The following is a 17,920-nucleotide window of genomic DNA, read 5'->3' on the forward strand; positions in this document are numbered from 1 at the left end:
GCCCTGCAGAATAAAAAGATCATGCTCCTGCCTGTCTCCGAAGGCGGGATGAACCTGAAAACCACCGATATCAACCAGCTGATCAACACTATGGGGGTCAAGTCGCTGGCGGGGAAGAAGCAGTGAATAGCTTAAAGCAGAAAAGCTGAAAGAAAACGGTTCACGGTGACCGGTTGACGGTTGACGGTTCACAGATCGCGTTGATAGCGTTACAAGGAACCAATCAACCCATCAAACCCGTTCCTTAACCGTCAACCGGTAACCGTAAACGGTTTGTTCTCGTTCTAAACGATCTTAACGCTCCAAACGAACCGGCTTAACAGCTGATCAGCTATTTTACTGCACGCACCGGCCGATGGAGCCGGTTTCGCAGCGTTTGCCATTGACCCAGATTGCGCCTACCAGGTAGGCGTCGGAAAAAATCGTCCCCTTGATGACGGCGCCCACCAGGTTGGCGCCATCCAGGTGGGCGCCGGTAAAGTCAGCCCCGGACAGGTCGGCCATTTTCAGGCTGACGCCGGACAGGTCGGCACCCGTCAGGCGCGTGCCAGTCAGCATGGCACCGTGAAGAACCGCCTGCCGAAGATCCGCCTTTTCAAAAACCCCATTTGTCAGGATGGTATTGACCATGAGGCTGTCTCTCAGGTAGGCATCGGAAAAGTCACTCCCGGCCAGGTCGGCTTCGGTGAAATCCACTTCAAGCAGGAGGCATTTTTGAAAATCGGTTTGCCGGGCTACCGCCCGGCTCAGGTTGGCCCGCGTCAGGTCGGAACCGGAGAGGCTTGCGTGAGAAAGTGACGCCCGCGACAGGTTTGCCCCTTTCAGAAAAGCGCCCTGAAGGTCCAGCGACGCCAGCGTGGCGGCCTTAAGGTTGCAATCCGGGCATTGGCGGGAAGCGATCAGGGCGGCGGTATCGGCTGTCAGGCAGCGTCCGATCGAATCCGGTCCACACGTCTGGCCGTTGACCCAGGTGGCCCCGTCCAGTAAGGCATTCTGAATTTGGGCGTATCTGACATCGGCATGGGTCAGATCCGCATCCTTCAGTACTGCACCGCTCAGATCCGTCTCCTTGAATATGGCGCCGATGAGATCGGCACCGCTCAGATCGGCTCCCCTCAAATCCATCCCGCTCAGGTCACAGAGTCGGCAGGTCCGTTTGACTTCAAGCCGCTCGCGTATGCTTTCAGGTCTGAGCTGTCGGCCAAGCATGCCAAAGAGCACCAGCAGGGCCAGCCCTGCACCGATGACCATCAGGGTTGTTTTACGCGTTGGAGACATCGCCATTGCCTATCGCTGCCCGTCGATGATGCTGAAGGTCCGGCGTAAGGGCCGGCAGCCATCCCTATGACCTTTCACCATCGCCCATCAGCCGAATCGCCTGATTGAAAAGGGTAGGGGATCAAAGGGCGGACGCCTGCCCAGAATCATGTCCGCGACGAGCCGGCCGGTCCCTGTTGCGGTGGAGAGCCCCAGCATGCCGTGGCCGGTGGCGATAAAAAGATTGCCCAATTGGGGCACGCGGTCGATGATGGGCAGATCGTCCACACTCATGGGCCGCAGGCTGGTCCATCGCTCGGTCACCCGCCGGCCCAGTGGTGTTTTTAAGTATAACGCAGCCGATGTTTCCAGATTGCTCAGGCGCCGTTCGTTCAATTGGTCGTCAAAACCGGAAAATTCCATGGTGCCGCCAAGGCGATAGCCGCTCTGCCACGGCGTAACGACGGTGTTCCTTTCGACCAGGTAGCAGGGCATAGTGGGGCAGACGGCCGGACGGTCCATGGTGATGCTGTATCCCTTTCCCGGCTGGACGGGGATACGCACACCCAGTTGGCGACCAATGGCCGTTGTCCAGGCGCCGGCGGCCAGGATGAAATGGTCCGCCGTAAAACGGCCGGTGCTGGTCAGCGCAGCGCTTATCACCCCATTTCGAGTGTCGAGGCGCTCCAGCCGGCAGTCTTCATCGATGCGCACACCCCTGTCCCTGACTGCCCGGGTCCAGGCGGTCATTAGCATCTCCGGCCTCAGGTGGCTGTCCGCCCGATGGTGCCATCCCCCGCAGACCCGCTCGTTCAAGGCCGGCTCAATCTGCCGGATTGCTTCTCGATCATAAAAGGTTGCGGCCAGACCGAAGGGTTCCAGCAGGCGGTTGGTTTTTTTATAGCCGCGCATGGTCGCCGGGTCGGTAAAGGCCATGAGCAGCCCGCGTTGTTCGAAATCGCAGGCCAGATCCTCGTCGGCAAAAAGGTCGCTGAAGAGTTCTCCCGAAACCCGCAGGATCGCATCCCGGGCCTTGATGGCGTGCTTCAGATGCCGCCGGTTGCAGTTGGCGGCAAAACGAAGCAGCCAGAGGGCCAGGGAAAGGTCCGGCCGCGGTTTAATATAAAGGGGTGATGTGCCCCGGAGGGTGCGGATTAGCTCATGGCCGATGGCGCCTGGGGCGCACAGGGGGGGCAGGTCGCTGACGAAGATCAGTCCGCAGTTGCCGTGGGAGGCGCCTGCACCCATGCTCTCCTGTTCGATGATGCGGACCGATTGTCCGGCCCGGGCCAGGTAATAGGCGCAGGCCAGACCGATGACGCCGCCGCCTACCACCAGGATGTCGCTATGATCGGATGTGCTATTGTTCACGTCGAACCACTCCTTTAAATTATGAAAGCGCCGATTGTCCCCATGAGTCTGTTATAACCAAAGCGGAGATGAATTGAAATATCGATTCGCCATGGATGGTGATGATGCGGGTATTGTTGACGTGGCGTTTCAGGTCCAGATCATCGCAACGGATGCGAACCGCGATAGCGAGCGTATTCCCCGCGGCTTGTCGGAGCGAAGCAGAGGTCCCGCTCATCGGGGCCGCGGGGAGGGTTCAATCAGTGGTGATGATTCCGGCGACGAAATATCCGAAAATGTCTCGAGGTCATCCGTGATGTAGGATGCTCATTCCAGCTGGATGCCGAAAAGGTGCTCCTGTCCGGTTCGGCCTCGAATCTCCTGGTCTCCCAGGTCCGTGAGCGGCAATTCCTGCGTCACCCACGATGCCGTTTCCCGGCACAAGACAATCGGTGCGGGAAGGGATTTGTTGGCCATGGAGGAGAGGCGGAATGCCAGGTTGATGCAATCTCCCACCAAGGCCATACCGGCGGAGCGGGACCCGTAGTGGGAAAGGGTAACCTGGCCGGTGGTCAACCCCCAGCCCAGCACTGGGGGGGGCATCGAAAACCCCCGGTCCGTCAGTTGCCGGTGGATTTCCGGAACGCTGCGCAGCTGGCTGATGGCGGCCTGACAGGCTGCCAGCGCATGGTCGGTGGAAAACCCGTCGGGGTGCTCCCAGAAGGCGAAAACCGCATCACCGGCATAATCTTTGACTGTACCCTGGTGCTCGTTTACGATGGTGCTGAATCGTGAGAAGATCGCTTTGATGAGGGTGTAGACCAGCGCCGAATCGGTCTTCTGGGAAAACGCGGAGAACCCCCGCACATCGGCGACGAGGCTGGTGATGCAGACCGCAGACGGTCGGATGGCGGTCTGTTCCATCCAGATTTCATCTTCCCGCTGGGCGGCCAGCTCCGGGCAGGAGATACGGATGGATGTGCCGCCCAGGGAAATGTGATCCCCATCTTCAAGCCGCCGGGAGGCACCGGGCGCCATTCGGACGCCGTTGATCCAGGTTCCGTTTTTACTCATATCGGTGATTTCGACACCGTGGCGGGTCAGCCGAACTACGGCATGGTCCCTGGAAACCATTGGATTTTGGACGAGGATGCATTTATTCTGTTCAATACCTCGGCAGACGCGGCCGAGGAATATTTTGTCGGTCAGCGCGAGGCGGTGGGGCACGCCGTGTTCGTCCTGCCATTGCAGGTTGGGGCTGGGATCGGGTGTCAGAACGTCGGATGGCATCTTGGTCTTTTAAGCCTCATGGACGGCCGGCTGCATGTCACTCCCCAATGGATTGCCTGTACCATTCGGATCAGCTCCATGTTGAAAAGGATTCGGCGGCAACGATGGCCCGGAACGAATCGGGCGGTTGCGGTTGAGAGATAAGCGCCGGAAAAGTATCCTATTCTTAGCATATTGACAGGTGTGCGGCAACGGGCAAAATGATTGGGTTAAGTCTTTTTCTTATTTAGTAGCATTCTTCTATTTAAGAAAATTAACCCGTCCGAACGATCAACCTGGAAGGAATCCGGTAGTTCGAGATGGGGATGCCGGTCGACCATCTCAGGGCAGCGTGGCCGCCATGGCGAAATTTGACAAGGCCTGCTCCATTTTCAGAATGGTTTCGTCCATCTCGGTGATTCCGTGACGGCGGGCCAGGTAGTCCGGGGCGTTGTAGGTGAACCAGACCTCACCGGCTTTGTCTTCCCAGATCAGGGCTTTCAACGGCAGGTCGATACCTATGGACCGGCTTCGCTGAATCAGCGGTGTTCCCATGGCCGGGCTGCCGAAGATGATCAGCAGGGTGGGCTTCAACGTCTGGCCGACGCGCTGGGCGCCAGCGGCATGGTCGATCCGTGCAAACACGGTGACGCCCTTTTCTTTCAGGGCGCTTTCCAGACGGTTGGCGGTGGTCACCACGTCATGGCTGCTTTTTACACTGACTAGCCCGCCCTGGGCGGCGGCCGGACCGGCCACGAAAACCGTTAACAGAAGGATGAGAATGGTTTTTTTCATTGGGATATCTCCTTTTTTTCTTTTTCTACCAATGCCGAAATCACCTGCATGGCGATGGCGGCGGCTTCCACGGTGAAATGCCGGCACTTGACGATCAGATTGTCCTGCCTAAACTGCCGTTGGCCATCCCGGGTATCTAAACGGCAGCCGATCAGCTCGGGGCAGGCGGTTGAACCGAAATTGGCCTTGAAAAGGTGCTCAAGATGGTTTACGGCCCGGTAGTTTGTCTCCAGCGAATCCGTGGGCGTCTCCCGTCCCGTAAACAGGTTGACGGCCATGACGGCACCGGTGAAGGCCCCACATATACCGCCGGTTCTGGCAATGCCGCTGCAAAACCCCGTGGCGATTTTCGGAATCCATCTGGATTGAATGCCATAGTGGTTGCAGACGGCCAGCAATACGCTTTCCGCGCAGTAGTAACCCTCGTCGAAATAGACGCCGCTTTGGCGGGCAACATCGTCAATAGACATATGAGCGTCCTTTTTGCACGAAAAGCTTCCAGCCTTTGGGCTGATCCGTTAAACCACCCGGCACACCAGTCCCTTGAGGTAGCTGCCCTCGGGGAAATTCAACGCCGTTGGGTGATCCGGCGCTTGGCTCAGCCACTGCAAAATCACCGCCTGGCGGCCGGCATCCAGCGCGGCGTCGGCCACGATTTTCTGAAACAGGTCACGTCCCATCAGGCCGGAGCAGGAGAAGGTGAACAGGGTACCGCCGGGCCGCAGCAGTTCAAATGCCAACCGACTGATGTCCTTATAACCCCGGCTGGCCCGCATCAAATCGCCTTTGGCGTTAACAAATTTCGGTGGGTCGAGCACAACCACATCAAAGGTCCGTCCGTCGGTGTGGTACCGTCGAAGCAGGCTGAACACATCGCCGGTCACGTGGTCCACCCGTGCGCTGTCGAGCTCGTTCAGCGCCACATGGGTGCGGGACATTTCCAGGGCGGTGGCCGAAGCGTCGACGTTGATCACATGGGCTGCGCCGGCCTTGAGAGCAGCCACGGCAAACCCGCCGGTATAGGCGAAGCAGTTGAGCATGTCCGCACCCCGGGCATAGGCGGCCACACAGGCCCGGTTATCGCGCTGATCCAGGTAAAAGCCGGTTTTATGTCCGCCTTTGAGGTCTACCCGGTAGCGACAGCTGTTTTCTTGGATGTCGACCGTATCGGGCGGCTCCGCCCCGGAGAGGCGACCGGTGGCCAGGGCCAGCCCCTCTTTTTTACGGATATCCACATCCGAGCGCTCGTAGATCCCGAGCAGGCCGGGCACGAGATCGTCGAGGCATTCAACGATGATCGATTTCCAACGTTCGGTTCCGGCGCTGAGAAACTGGCCAACTACCCAATGGTCGTAGCGGTCGACAATCAATCCGGGCAATCCGTCCGATTCCCCGCATACGAGCCTGCAGGCATTGGTGTCTGCGTCCGCCAGGATTTGACGGCGAAGGCCCAGTGCCTGTCGCAACCGCGTCTGGAAAAAGAGCGGATCTATCGCTTCCCCCTGGTCGAAGGACCAGACGCGGACGCGGATCTGGGATTGGGGCGAATAGGCCCCCCGGGCCAGCCACCGCCCGTTACCGGCGAATACATCAACGGTATCTCCCGGACGGGGCTGCCCGTCAACACGCGAGATGGCACCGGAGAATACCCAGGGGTGGTGGTTGAGGAGTGATTTTTCCCGTTTGGGCTTCAGGGTGATTGACGGCATACGTGATTTTCCTCGGTCTTCAGTTCTCGGTCATCAGACATCTGATCCCTTTGTGCACTGATCCACCAGGGCCATGATGGATCGATAGGGGATGCCGCTGTGATGGGACAGCCCGATTTCACAGGTGCGGCTGTTGGCATAGCCGGCCGTGCAGCCGGCAACGGCAGACTTCAAACCGGAAAGAGCCGCGGTGTTGAGTTCCGGCACGTTGAAACCCCGGTCTCCGGCAAACCCGCAGCATTCGATGCCATAGGGGACCACCACCGTTTCGGCACAGGCGTTGGCTACGGCCGTAAAGGCGTTGTCCAGACCCATTTTCCGTGCACTGCAGGTGATGTGCAGTGCCACCGGATCGACGGTTCGGGTGAAAGTCAGCCGATTCAACAGATGCGTGGCGGTAAATTCCACCGGCTCAAAGAGGGTCAACCGCGGCCCGAATGTGCGCCGCATACGTTCAAGGCAAGGGCTGGTATCGCACAGCACGGGCAGACGGCCGTTGTCGGAGGTCGCCAGCAATACTTTTTCCAAGGCTTCGGATTTGCGGTCGGCCTGATTGAAGAATCCCTTGCTCTCGAAGGGAAGGCCGCAGCACAGGCCCTCCATTTGTTCGGGATAGATCACCCGGTAGCCGGCCCGGCGCAGCACCCTTTCCGTGACCACATACAGCGGGTCGACCAGCGGGTCGCCCACTGCGGGTCCCATGGTCCGGCTGACACAGGCCGGAAAATAGACCACCGCCCGTTCTCCCTTACCCGTGGGCTGGGGCCGGGGAGGCGCTGCCGCCGTGGGCAGTGACGGCAGCCAGACCGGCAGGCGGTTGCCGGACAGGCGCCTCAGAGAACCGGCCAGGCGGTTCATGGCTTCGGTCCCGATGACGCGGTGCAGCCCGTCGACGGCTCTGAGCCCAGCCCGGATTCCGGCGGTCAGCGGGCCGAAATGCTCGGCAGCCCGGTCGGCCAGCCACTGGTAGGGCTGGCCTTTGACCATCCGCGAGCGAAAGGTTTTGGTGAATTTGCCGGTGTCCACGTCCACGGGGCAGGCCACCCCGCAAAGGCCGTCCGCGGCGCAGGTGGCTTCACCTTGCCAACCGTACCCCTTTTTGAGTTCTGCCAGCCGGGCCGCATCGTCTCCGGAGGCGGTGAGCCGGGCGATCTCCCGCTGGATCACGATACGTTGGCGGGGGGTCAGGCTCAGGTTGCGCGATGGGCAGTGGCATTCGCAGAAACCGCATTCCATGCACGCGTCGATCAGCGGATCGGCCGGCGGCAGGGGCTTGAGATTCTCCAGGTGAACCGTCGGGTTAGGATTGAGAATGACCCCGGGATTGAGCAGGCCCCCGGGATCGAAGATAGTCTTGATCTCCTGCATCAGCCCATAGGCATTGCCGCCCCACTCCTTTTCAACAAAAGGGGCCATGTTGCGGCCGGTGCCGTGCTCGGCCTTGAGCGACCCGTCATAGGTGTCCACCACCATGTGGGCGATGTCGTCCATAAAGCGGGCATAGCGGTCCAGTTCTGCGGAATCACCGAAATTGGGTGAAAAGACGAAATGCAGGTTGCCGGCCAGGGCGTGACCGAAAATAATGGCCTCCCGGTAACCGTGCTTGTCAAACAGAGCTTGCAGGTCCAGGGTGGCCGGGGCCAGGCTGTGTATGGGAAAGGCCACATCCTCGATGAGCACGGTGGTGCCCAGATCCCGCACGGCACCCACGGAGGGCAGCAGGCCCTTGCGGACCTTCCACAGGTCGTCACTCTGGACGGCGTGGTCCGTAAAAACCGCCGGAAAGACCAGGTCAGTCCCCTCCAATCGCCATTCGTGGGTTCGGCTGCCATCGGTGGTGCGCATCGTCACCCGTTTTTCCAATGCGTCGGCAATGGCCTGGACATGGGTCGACAGGGTGGCAAAATCAGCCGCCTGGGTTTCCACCAACAGGGCGGTGGTGGTGGGGGAGACGCCACGAATCATGGCCGGCATACCTGCCTTTCCTTCCACACTGCCCAGGGAGGCCCGGTCCATCAATTCAGCGGCAGCCACTGGCAGGGCCTGCATCCGGTGTGCCGTCCGACAGGCCCCCTCGATTTGCGGAAACATCATCAGGGCTGTGGCTTTAAAGGGTGGCGAGGTCACAGTCCGGTAGACGATGTGGGAGATAAAGGCCAGGGTTCCCTCGGAGCCGATCATCAGGTGGGTGATGATGTCGAAGGGGTCGATGTAGTCCACCAGGGCGTTGAGGCTGTAGCCGGTGGTGTTCTTGATCTTGAATTTGTTTCGGATCCGTTCGGCCAGGGGCGAGTCGGCCTTGACCCGCCGGGCCAGTTCGTCCAGCCGGTCCAGCATGCGGCCGTGGGTTGCTGTGAAGGCCTTTCGGCTGCCGTTATCGCCGGTATCCAGAATGGTGCCGTCCGCCAGCACGATACGCATGCTGTCCACGGTCTGGTAGCTGTTCTGGGCGGTGCCGCAGCACATGCCCGAGGCGTTGTTGGCGGCAATGCCGCCGACCATGGCGGCGTTGATCGACGCCGGGTCCGGGCCGATCTTGCGTCCGTAAGGGGCCAGGATGCCATTGGCCCGGGCGCCGATGATGCCCGGTTGGAGCCGGATTTTCCGACCGTTTTCGAGGACCTCCCACTGCTGCCAGGATTCGCCGGCCACCAGCAGCACCGAATCGCTGATGGCCTGGCCGGACAGGCTGGTGCCTGCGGCCCGGAAGGTGACCGGGATTTGTTGTTCACCGGTTTGCCTAAGAATTCTGGATACCTCGGCCTCGGTGTCCGCCCGGACCACGATCTTGGGTGTCAGCCGATAGAAACTGGCGTCGGTGCCGTAGGCCAGGGTGCGCAAGGGGTCCGTGGCCATTCGGGATTCGGGGATGAACGACTTCAGATCGTTGTAAAACAGGCGGTATGCGGCGTCGAGCATGTGTGTTGTCTCCTGGTGAACAGCTCTTGACTGACACGGTTAGTTATCGGGGATAACATAAATGCTGGTTGGACCATTCGTCAGCGATGATTAAAACAAAATCTAATTCACGGTAGGTGGTTTGGCAATGATTGAATGATGTCCGCCTCAAAGGCAGACGAACTGAAGGGGTGGCCCGGCTCTTTTAATTGAGCCCTCCCCGCGGCCCCTATGAGCGGGATCGCTGCTTCGCTCCGACCGCGATGGCGGGATCTCCGCTTCGCTTCGACCCCGATGAGCGGGATTTTTGCTTCGCGCCAACAAGCGACGGGGAATGCGCTCGCTATCGCGGTTCAATCCGATATGGTATAATAGCCAATCAACGGAATCTGCGGATGATTGATTTGATGTTTTTCAGACGATGGGTTCAAAAATTCTGACGATTGGCGAGGACTAATTTTGAAAAAAACCGAAGGGTGACTACAAGGAGAGGCGATGGACCCGTACCATAAGGACCGCAAGGATGTCGTCGACTGCTGCCAGTGGCTGTGCCGGCACGGTTATTTCGGATCCCTGCTCAGTGCCGGGGGCAATGTGTCCGTGCGGATTCCCGATAAACCGATACTGGTGATTACCCCGTCGGGAAAGCCATACATGGAACTGGCTGCGGAAGAGATCTGCGTGGTGGATTTCGACCTGAACCGCATCGACGGCGACCTGGCACCCTCCATCGAAACGGCCATGCACGTGGGCATCTATCAGAGCAGGTCGGATGTGGGTGCCGTGGTCCACACCCACCAGGCTTACGCCAGCGTTTTCGCCCTGATCAACCAGCCCATCCCGGCCCTCTTCGACGAGATCGCCCTGGCCATCGGCGAAACCGTGGGCGTGGTGCCCTACGCCTTTTCCGGCACTCCGGAACTGGCGGAAAACGTCAGGCAGACCGTGGTCAACGGCTGCCACTGTTTCATCATGCAAAACCACGGCGCGCTGAACCTGGGAAAGACCCTGGAGTACGCGTGGAAGCACGCCGAACTGCTGGAGAAGACGGCCCAGGCCTACTACCATGCCCTGACCACCGGGAGGCCGGTGACGACCCTGCCCGCCGAGACCATCCAACGGGTCCGGGAACTGCGCAAGTTGACTGACCCGACGGCATCGTTGAAAAGTGAGAAGTGATGCAGGTGAAAAAGAAGAACATTCAATACGCTTCACCTGGCCGCGTAATAGACCGCTCTGTTTTTCCGATCGGTTCGGATCTGATCCTTTTTAATGAGCCGTCCCAGGTATTTGGATACCTCGTTGATGTGCATGCCAAATGCCGATTCGATGTGCTCGATCGTACAGGGCCGACGTCTGATCATGGCCAGAATGGTTGCTTCATTGGCCTCGATCGTTTTCGAACGCTGGCTGCTGAACCCGGCGGCAATCCGGGCCGGCGGATCGAACAAACCGCGTAGCGCCTCTAACTGCGCCATGGGCACGGCGGCGGCAAAGTCTTCGGCAGGTGGCCGGGCGACGGTGTTGAGATGAACACGGTCGGGCATGAATTCCCGCGACAGGCGGGCGATTTTTTCAACATCCCTGGTCATGGCGTTGATGCCATACAGCAGGAATACCTCCAGCCACAACTGGCCCTTAAAAGCGCTGCGGAACGCTTTCAGCCCATCGATCAATGATCCGAATTCAAGCTGGGCGTGGGGGCGGTTGACCCATTCGAATGATTTCTGGTCCCAGGCGCTCAGCGACACCTTGACCACATCGGCCAAAGCGGCAGCCTCGCGCACGTCCGGCAGATGGAGCAGGGTCCCGTTGGTCAGCAGCGCCGAAGGTATTGGTTGATCGTGAAGAAAGGCCAGCACCCGGCCAAACTCGGCATGCAGGGTGGGTTCGCCCGACCCGGAGAGGGTCAGGTAATCGGCATCGCCATCGGTTTGCAGCCAGTGGTTGATTTCATCGATGACGTCTGTCGTGTTAACGTAGGCTTTCCTCTCAAGCGTTTTCTGCGGGGTTCTGCCCAACTGGCAAAAAACGCAGTCCAGACTGCAGGTCTTATGTGGTGTCAGGTCAATGCCCAGCGAGCGCCCGAAACGGCGAGACGGTACTGGGCCGAACAGATAATGGTAGTCGGGCTGTTTCATGGACGGTCCCTTTGAAACCAGAGCGTTAAGGATGTCTGAAAAGACCATGGTGCGGTCGAGAAATAGTTACCTCACCGATATAACCGGTTAAACGATTCAAACCGTTTGTTTCAACGATCCAGACGTTCTAAACGTTCCTAATGGTTTTGGCCATGTACCGGTTCAAGGCTTCTTGAAGGGTTTCGGCCGCGAGAAACGCGCAATGCCGATCTTCTTCCGGAAATCTGCCGAGCTTTTCCAGGATGGCATCACCGGTGATCTCGATGAGTTCATCGGGATTCTTGCCGATGGCCATTTCCGCGGCAAAGGAGCCGCATACCGTGCTCGATCCGCAACCATCGGTAAGGTAGGCGGCATCACACACGCGATCGTTCTCGAATTTCAAAAATATCTGCATGGTGTCGCCGCAAGTTCCCTTCACCCGTGCGTGTGCGTCAGGGGCGTCCAGAGGCCCGCGATAAAGCGGATTGCGCCAGCGCTGGAAACCGGCTTCACCGAAGGCTTCCCGAGTCTCGTCAAATATCTGTTCCTGCAGGTTTTCCACAAACGCATCAAAATTGTCAGCCATATTGAATCGTTTCCATTCATGTTCAAGACAGGCTTTTCATTCGAGAATGAATGGCGTCTATCTGTTTTTTCAATTCGTCGGCCTGCTGCTGCAATTGCGCCAGTTCCTGTTCCCCTGACAAATTCCCAGCCGTGTTTTGAACACCAGATGGCCCGGCACCGTAAAGACTCCGGCATCGGCCGCCCATGCCCCGGCCGCCGCCACCGCCGCCCATACCCCGGCCGCCACCGCCGCCCATACCCCGGCCGCCACCACCGCCCATACCCCGGCCGCCATCGACGTTCATACCCGGCATTTCGACGCCCGGAGTTGATTCGGTTTGGGCGATCCTGGTCTTTCCGGGAACGTTCCCGCGGGTCGATGGGTTGAGGTCGCCCCTTTTAAACTTCTCGAGGACGTCTTTGATCATTCCGTGTTGACCGATGATCACCTCGATCGTTGTCGCGGCGAAAACCTGCATGGCTTTGGGGCCGCAATTGCCGGTAATGACCGCTTCTACGCCTTTGGATGAGACCAGACTGGCAGATTGGATGCCGGCACTGGTCGACAGGTCGGCATTGGTGTTTTCAATCACTTCGTAACTCATGTCATCCGTTTCAAGGATGATGAAGTACCGGCATCGGCCAAAGCGTTCGTCGATGGTTGATTCAAGATTTTTTCCGGCGGCACTGATTGCGACTTTCATTATAAGCGCTCCTTCTTTTTGATTTCCTGGGTGTCCATCACCCTTGCGTGGCCTGGAAGATCTGTGCGGCGATTTCCTCAAAAACCCGGGTCGCCGGGGTGTCGGCGAATTGCTCCTGGTAGGAGATGCCGGTATCCCCGCATTGGACGATGTTGGGATCGAAGGGAATTCGTCCCAGCAGCTTCAACCCGGCCATCGCCGCCGTGCGTTCACCACCGCCGGAACCGAAAATGTCGATAGATTCTCCGCAGTGGGGGCAGGTATAGCTGCTCATATTCTCCACCAGGCCGAGAATCTCCATGTTGACGGTCCGGCAGAAATTGATGGATTTTCTCACATCCGCCAGAGCGACTTCCTGGGGAGTGGTTACGATGATGGCACGGGCGTCTTTGATCAGCTGGGCCACGGTCAGGGGTTCATCACCGGTTCCCGGGGGCGAATCAATGATCAGGTAGTCCAGGTCCCCCCATTCCACCTCGCCGATGAACTGGCGGATGGCGCCGTGCTTGACCGGCCCGCGCCAGATGATCGCATCATCCTTGTTGGGCATCAGCGATTCAATGGACACCGCCGACAGGTTGTCGGAGTATCGCATGGGATCCAGCTTCCTGTTTGCGTTGGCAGCCATCATTCCAGTGAGCCCCAGCATCCTGGGGATGTCGGGGCCGTGAACGTCCACATCCATCAGCCCGACCGTTGACCCCTTTCCGGACAGGGCAATGGCCAGGTTGACGGAGACGCTGGATTTGCCGACGCCGCCTTTTCCGCTCATGACGATGATTTTATTTTTAATTCGGGTCAGGGACTGCCTGGCCTGCTCGTCCGGGCTGGGTTCCGGTGGTTTGTCCATAATGCCGATACCATTGGGTGCGTTTTTCATGGGATTGCCTCGATGTTAGGTAAATTTACTTCAGTATTAAAATTGATGAACTCGTAAAAAGTCGCATTTCCGACGGATTCGTAAAAAGCCCGAGATCAAGGCTTGCGGGCCGCGATAGCGAGCTTGAGCGAGCGAACAATAAATCGATCGCCATCCTTTCGGCGAACATTCATGTTCCATCCTGAGGAATGAGGCGTACTTACGGTACGCCGCAGTGACGAAGGATGAAGCGTAACGCAGATATCGGACTTTTTACGAATCCGTCAATGTCCAACACTGAACATAAAACAGTTCTCATTCCCTGCGCATCACCGGCTGTCCGGTGAGATGGGCAAGTGGGACGGCCGTTAAGCCTTTTTTGGAGAGACCCGCCAGTATCCTTTCGATTTCCCTGATCCATTGCCTGACCCGCGCCGGACTGCCGGCATCGGAATCGTGCATCAGTACGATGTCGTCCGGTCTGACTTTGGCAAGGATGTTTTCCGCAAGGTGACGGATGCGACGGTTGCCCCGGTCGAACGCCCGGCAGCTGAAGTTCACCACATAAAGCCCATTTGCGGTCAGCACCTTGTCCATGGACGGCGAGGTGATGCCCACCGGTGGCCGGAAGGCGAGAGGGACGATGCCCAGTCGTGACAGGGCGGCCTGGGTGTCGGCGATTTCACGGTGAAGCAGCGCCGATTGCCAGAACATGCGGTAACGGTTGTGGTGAAAGGAGTGGTTGCCCACCGTGTGGCCCCGGGAGACGATTTGCTGGATCAACCGTGGGTATTGTGTTGCCCGCCGGCCGGTGACGAAAAAGGTGGCCGGGACCTGCTGTTCGGCCAGCAGATCCAACAGCAGGGGTGTGGTGGCCGGGTCCGGGCCATCGTCGAAGGTGAGGGCGACCGCTGCCTTGCCCGTATTTCCATGGCTGATCACGGGGAAAAAGAACCCGGCCTCGGGAAAAAACGGTGCCATGGCGCAAAGCATCAGGAAAAGGCTCAGGGGCACCGTGGCCAAGCGAAGATCGACGGCCCCCAGAAGGATGGCGGCGGCAAAGGCCAGAAGGCCGGTGCGTTCGGCCATGGAAAAATACGCCCGGTTTCGGTGAATTGGGTTGGTAGTCGCTTGTGGCGTTGTCATCGCTGCCTATAAAAAGGTTAATTCATTAAAGTATCAAAAAATACCGGCCTAAACCACATTTGTTCCGGAGTCATAAATCATAAACCTTCATCCTTCAGTTGGAAGAGCCATTCGGTGACTGTCCATAAGTGGTAGATTTTGGTTCAAGCCAAGGCCGCAGCGATGTTGAAACCGGAGGCGTAGTAGCGCTACGTCGAGGATTCCAACATCGTGAGAACACAGGCCTGGGCCAAAAGATGCCACTTATGGACAGTCACTATTTGGGCTTGGCCACATGCCAATGCATATCCCCGCGCATGCCGGAGGTTTGGCTGGAATGGACCTCGAATTCGCATTTGTTGAGGATGGCGCTTATCGCAGCCTGGTTCCGATAACAGGTGTTGGCGCCGTTGATTTTGAGTTTGAGTCGCTCCAGGTACCAGGTCCAGTGGGGCCGGGCGGAAGGCGGCATCACCGACCGCATGATCAGGCAGCCGCCGGGAAGCAGGCGCTCGTGGATGCGCTCCAGATTTTTTTCCAGCTCCCAGTCCTGCAGGTAATGGCTCATGTCCAGCATGACCGCCAGGTCGATCAAGACGTCAGTGGGCGGAAGATCCGGGGCCGCCCCCTGCTGAATCCGGCCCCGGTCGCCGAGGGCCAGGGCTGCCACGCGCACCCGATCCGCATCCGGTTCGATGCCGTGGATGGTTGCAGCGGGGAATCGGTCGGCCAGCCAGCAGGCGGGTACGCCATAGCCGCAGCCTACATCGAGGATATTGGCTGTGCTATTCCCTTGCGGTAACAGCGTGTTCAGTTCGCTAAATAGCGGGTCGAAGCGTAGCTTGTACCGTGCAAACAGTCTGGGGTAGGGCTCCATGTTCCGATAGCGCCAGCAGATGCCGTCGGTGTTCGCAGGGGCGGCTTCGAACCGCCTTTTCAACAGTGGCGGCAGGATGAGCAGTGATCCGGCCAGGCAATAACCGATACCGAAAAAGGAGATCAATCCGGCACTTTTCAACAGGTTGTGGTCGGCACCCAGCAATACGGCAAAGCCGACCAGGGTTGAGGCGGCAGCCATAACGATCGCCGTTCTGACCACCGAAAAATGGGGATGGTCGAAGCGCTGGTAGCGCTGGTAGCCACGCAGCATGAACAGCGTGTAATCCACGCCCATCCCCAGGATGATTACCGACAGCATCAATGCCGGGATGTCCAGGGGGCGACCCATGATGCCCAGTGTGCCCAGTGTGCAGACAAAGGCGAAGGCCAGTGGCAGCAAGGCGGTGGCGAGCAGACCCGCGTCGACGAAAAAAATCATCAGCAGTAAGATCAGGCTGACCCCGATGATCAACAGCATTTTCATGAACGTGCCGAACAGCAGTTGCCCCATGCGTTGTGAAAAGAGGACGGGGTCGAACACGGCACAAATATCGGACATCCGATGGTAAAAACGCTGGCTGTCGAACCGCCTGGCGGGATTGATCCGGGTGATCTGGCGCCAGATGCCATCGGTCTGGTCTGTCGAGATGCCCAGTATCGGCTGCACCCGTTCCGGGATACCGATTACGTCGGGGGGGGCGCCGGCGAGTATTTCCAGAAACGGGGCGAAGGCGCTGTAGGTGAAGCCAAGTGGTTCTGCCTCCCGGACAAACTGCCTGGTCACTTCCCGGATGCGCGCATTCGTCCAGAACTGCTGCCAGGCACTGAAATTTTCGGCACTTGTGGCGCTGCCCGGGAAGAACAGGGAAGGCGTCACCGGTTTTTCGATGCTGCCGGCATTGGCTTCGGTATTCAAGTGAGCCAGCAGGCGGTCATTTTTTTCCTGCAGCGCATTCAGGTCGTCTGCCTCGGTCATCAGGTAGACACTGGAAAAAATATCACCCCAGACGCGGGTCATCAACTCATCGGCAGCACGCGTCTCCCGGCTGACGCTGTTCATGGCCCTCAGGTCGGTGTTGAAATGGGGTCGGATGAAGACGGCCAGTACCGCCGCCGTCAGCAGGCATAGCACCAATCCAAACTTGCCGGTCGACGCCAGACGATCGACGATCCTGGATAGAGGCCGTCTGGTGGTCGTCGCAGCGTGCAGGTGACCCTTAAGGAGCCGGGGGAGTGCGCTGTGCACGAACAGGAAAGAAAAACCGATACCCATGGCCGTGAACTGTCCCAGCTGTTCGAAGACGCTAAACCCGCTGAAGGCCAGGACGCTGAAGGCGCCGATGGAGGTGAGCACCGCCAGCAGTCCGACGGCCCGGATCTCCCGGGAGGCCTGCTGCCCGCCGCTTTCGTCGCCGTTGTCCACAAAAAGCATGTAGGCGATGCCGTGGTCGACGGTGATGGAGATGATCGCACCGCCGAAGCCCAGTACCATGATGGAGATGCTGTCGTGGACCAGGGAGAAAACGAAAAAAGCCATGACCGTTCCGGCCAGGGCCGGCAGCAGCGCCATGAGTCCCACAACGGGATTGGAAAAGGCGGCCAGCAGCAGCACGCCGATGCCCACCGTAGCCCACAGGATAGCGCGTTGTACGTCGCGTTTGATGATGGTCTCGTTGTCCAGGGCGACGCTGAACGCACCAGTGGATGTCAGGGTGATTTCTCTGCCGAAATCTTCTTCAAGATCCGTTTGCAGGTTTTGGAAGAATCGGGTCAAGGATCGGGCCACGGTCGTGTCTGTGCCGGATCCGGCAGGGGTGGCCAGGATCAGCAGGTGGTGCTGGTCGGCGGAGCGTATGCGACCATGGTGGATGGTTGCGCCGGGAGCGGGGTTCAAGGATGCCAGCCGGGCCAGGACGATGTGGCGCAGGCCCAGCGGGTCGGCGGCCATGGAGGATGCCTGACCGATGCCGTCCATCTGGTAGAGGTCATCCCGGACCCGGGTCAGGGCTTGCCGGATCGCCTCGTCGGACAACAGCGGAGCCACCTGATGCTGCAGTTCCCCGGCGGTGAACAGCAACGGCAGGCGACGGATGACCTGGTCTGCCAGATCGGTCAGGCCCTGCTGCATGAGCCCGCTGCCTACCTGCGCAAACAGATCGCTCTGAATCAGTCGGGCTTCGACCATGTCCGCAGCAGCCAGCAAAGCGGCCATGTCCGCGCCTGCAGAACCGATATCGACGGCGACCTGATCCTTGATGGGGTTTTTTTCGAAGATGTGGATGCCGTCGGCAATGACCGGATCATTCGTGGGCAGGGACCGCGCGATGTCCGTATCGATGGCGATCCTTTGGAAAGCAATCAAGAACATTGCCGTGCCGACAAGGA

Annotated in this window: 13 protein-coding genes and 1 pseudogene; 1 reads left to right on the plus strand and 13 read right to left on the minus strand. The window is 59.0% G+C overall.

Annotated features, from left to right (window positions below; genetic code table 11):
* Window positions 1–336: 336 nt before the first annotated feature.
* The 7 genes and pseudogenes from QNK41_RS03795 to QNK41_RS03825 form a co-directional block, all read right to left on the minus strand.
* Window positions 337–1,278, minus strand: a complete 942-nt coding sequence (locus QNK41_RS03795) for a pentapeptide repeat-containing protein (RefSeq protein ID WP_319253913.1) — start codon at window positions 1,276–1,278, stop codon at window positions 337–339.
* Window positions 1,279–1,365: 87 nt separating this feature from the next.
* A pseudogene (locus tag QNK41_RS03800) lies at window positions 1,366–2,640 on the minus strand (NAD(P)/FAD-dependent oxidoreductase); the annotation flags it as partial.
* A 294-nt stretch (window positions 2,641–2,934) separates the two neighbouring features.
* The gene (locus QNK41_RS03805) at window positions 2,935–3,897 is read right to left on the minus strand and encodes an adenylate/guanylate cyclase domain-containing protein (protein ID WP_319253917.1); all 963 of its coding nucleotides are present in this window, start codon (window positions 3,895–3,897) and stop codon (window positions 2,935–2,937) included.
* Between the two features lie 321 nt (window positions 3,898–4,218).
* On the minus strand, window positions 4,219–4,671 hold the full coding sequence (locus QNK41_RS03810; RefSeq protein WP_319253919.1) for a DUF302 domain-containing protein: 453 nt from the start codon (window positions 4,669–4,671) through the stop codon (window positions 4,219–4,221).
* The gene (locus QNK41_RS03815; protein ID WP_319253920.1) at window positions 4,668–5,141 is read right to left on the minus strand and encodes a C-GCAxxG-C-C family protein; all 474 of its coding nucleotides are present in this window, start codon (window positions 5,139–5,141) and stop codon (window positions 4,668–4,670) included. The genes QNK41_RS03810 and QNK41_RS03815 overlap by 4 nt, the downstream gene beginning before the upstream one ends.
* 48 nt (window positions 5,142–5,189) lie before the next feature.
* Window positions 5,190–6,380 (minus strand): class I SAM-dependent rRNA methyltransferase, encoded by a 1,191-nt coding sequence (locus QNK41_RS03820; RefSeq protein WP_319253922.1) that lies wholly within the window; start codon window positions 6,378–6,380, stop codon window positions 5,190–5,192.
* Between the two features lie 33 nt (window positions 6,381–6,413).
* The gene (locus QNK41_RS03825; RefSeq protein WP_319253924.1) at window positions 6,414–9,299 is read right to left on the minus strand and encodes an FAD-binding and (Fe-S)-binding domain-containing protein; all 2,886 of its coding nucleotides are present in this window, start codon (window positions 9,297–9,299) and stop codon (window positions 6,414–6,416) included.
* A 474-nt stretch (window positions 9,300–9,773) separates the two neighbouring features.
* Between QNK41_RS03825 and QNK41_RS03830 the strand changes: the two genes are divergently transcribed.
* Complete coding sequence (locus QNK41_RS03830) at window positions 9,774–10,457, plus strand: class II aldolase/adducin family protein (protein ID WP_319253926.1); 684 nt, start codon at window positions 9,774–9,776, stop codon at window positions 10,455–10,457.
* 32 nt (window positions 10,458–10,489) lie between these two features.
* Here the strand turns inward: QNK41_RS03830 and QNK41_RS03835 are convergent, their stop codons facing one another.
* From QNK41_RS03835 to QNK41_RS03860, 6 genes are all read right to left on the minus strand, one after another.
* A complete protein-coding gene (locus tag QNK41_RS03835; protein WP_319253928.1) occupies window positions 10,490–11,419 on the minus strand; it encodes a radical SAM protein in 930 nt (309 codons plus the stop codon).
* A 127-nt stretch (window positions 11,420–11,546) separates the two neighbouring features.
* On the minus strand, window positions 11,547–11,987 hold the full coding sequence (locus QNK41_RS03840; protein ID WP_319253930.1) for an iron-sulfur cluster assembly scaffold protein: 441 nt from the start codon (window positions 11,985–11,987) through the stop codon (window positions 11,547–11,549).
* A 22-nt stretch (window positions 11,988–12,009) separates the two neighbouring features.
* Entirely contained in the window at window positions 12,010–12,672 is a 663-nt protein-coding gene (locus QNK41_RS03845; protein WP_319253933.1) for a NifB/NifX family molybdenum-iron cluster-binding protein, read from the minus strand.
* Window positions 12,673–12,709: 37 nt separating this feature from the next.
* Complete coding sequence (locus QNK41_RS03850; RefSeq protein ID WP_413815116.1) at window positions 12,710–13,552, minus strand: P-loop NTPase; 843 nt, start codon at window positions 13,550–13,552, stop codon at window positions 12,710–12,712.
* Between the two features lie 294 nt (window positions 13,553–13,846).
* Entirely contained in the window at window positions 13,847–14,620 is a 774-nt protein-coding gene (locus QNK41_RS03855) for a polysaccharide deacetylase family protein (RefSeq protein ID WP_319253935.1), read from the minus strand.
* A gap of 313 nt (window positions 14,621–14,933) precedes the next feature.
* On the minus strand, window positions 14,934–17,920 hold a 2,987-nt coding region (locus QNK41_RS03860; RefSeq protein WP_319253937.1), incomplete at its 5' end, for a methyltransferase domain-containing protein.

Origin of the sequence: Desulfosarcina sp. (assembly GCF_033791525.1) — a bacterium.
Classification (GTDB): domain Bacteria; phylum Desulfobacterota; class Desulfobacteria; order Desulfobacterales; family Desulfosarcinaceae; genus Desulfosarcina.

Coding starts and splice junctions, on each gene's coding strand:
- QNK41_RS03845 (WP_319253933.1), bottom strand. CDS start 12,672: ATGAAAGTCGCAATCAGTGCCGCCGGAAAAAATCTTGAATCAACCATC.
- QNK41_RS03820 (WP_319253922.1), bottom strand. CDS start 6,380: ATGCCGTCAATCACCCTGAAGCCCAAACGGGAAAAATCACTCCTCAAC.
- QNK41_RS03855 (WP_319253935.1), bottom strand. CDS start 14,620: ATGGCCGAACGCACCGGCCTTCTGGCCTTTGCCGCCGCCATCCTTCTG.
- QNK41_RS03825 (WP_319253924.1), bottom strand. CDS start 9,299: ATGCTCGACGCCGCATACCGCCTGTTTTACAACGATCTGAAGTCGTTC.
- QNK41_RS03850 (WP_413815116.1), bottom strand. CDS start 13,552: ATGAAAAACGCACCCAATGGTATCGGCATTATGGACAAACCACCGGAA.
- QNK41_RS03840 (WP_319253930.1), bottom strand. CDS start 11,987: ATGGCTGACAATTTTGATGCGTTTGTGGAAAACCTGCAGGAACAGATA.
- QNK41_RS03815 (WP_319253920.1), bottom strand. CDS start 5,141: ATGTCTATTGACGATGTTGCCCGCCAAAGCGGCGTCTATTTCGACGAG.
- QNK41_RS03835 (WP_319253928.1), bottom strand. CDS start 11,419: ATGAAACAGCCCGACTACCATTATCTGTTCGGCCCAGTACCGTCTCGC.
- QNK41_RS03805 (WP_319253917.1), bottom strand. CDS start 3,897: ATGCCATCCGACGTTCTGACACCCGATCCCAGCCCCAACCTGCAATGG.
- QNK41_RS03830 (WP_319253926.1), top strand. CDS start 9,774: ATGGACCCGTACCATAAGGACCGCAAGGATGTCGTCGACTGCTGCCAG.
- QNK41_RS03810 (WP_319253919.1), bottom strand. CDS start 4,671: ATGAAAAAAACCATTCTCATCCTTCTGTTAACGGTTTTCGTGGCCGGT.
- QNK41_RS03795 (WP_319253913.1), bottom strand. CDS start 1,278: ATGTCTCCAACGCGTAAAACAACCCTGATGGTCATCGGTGCAGGGCTG.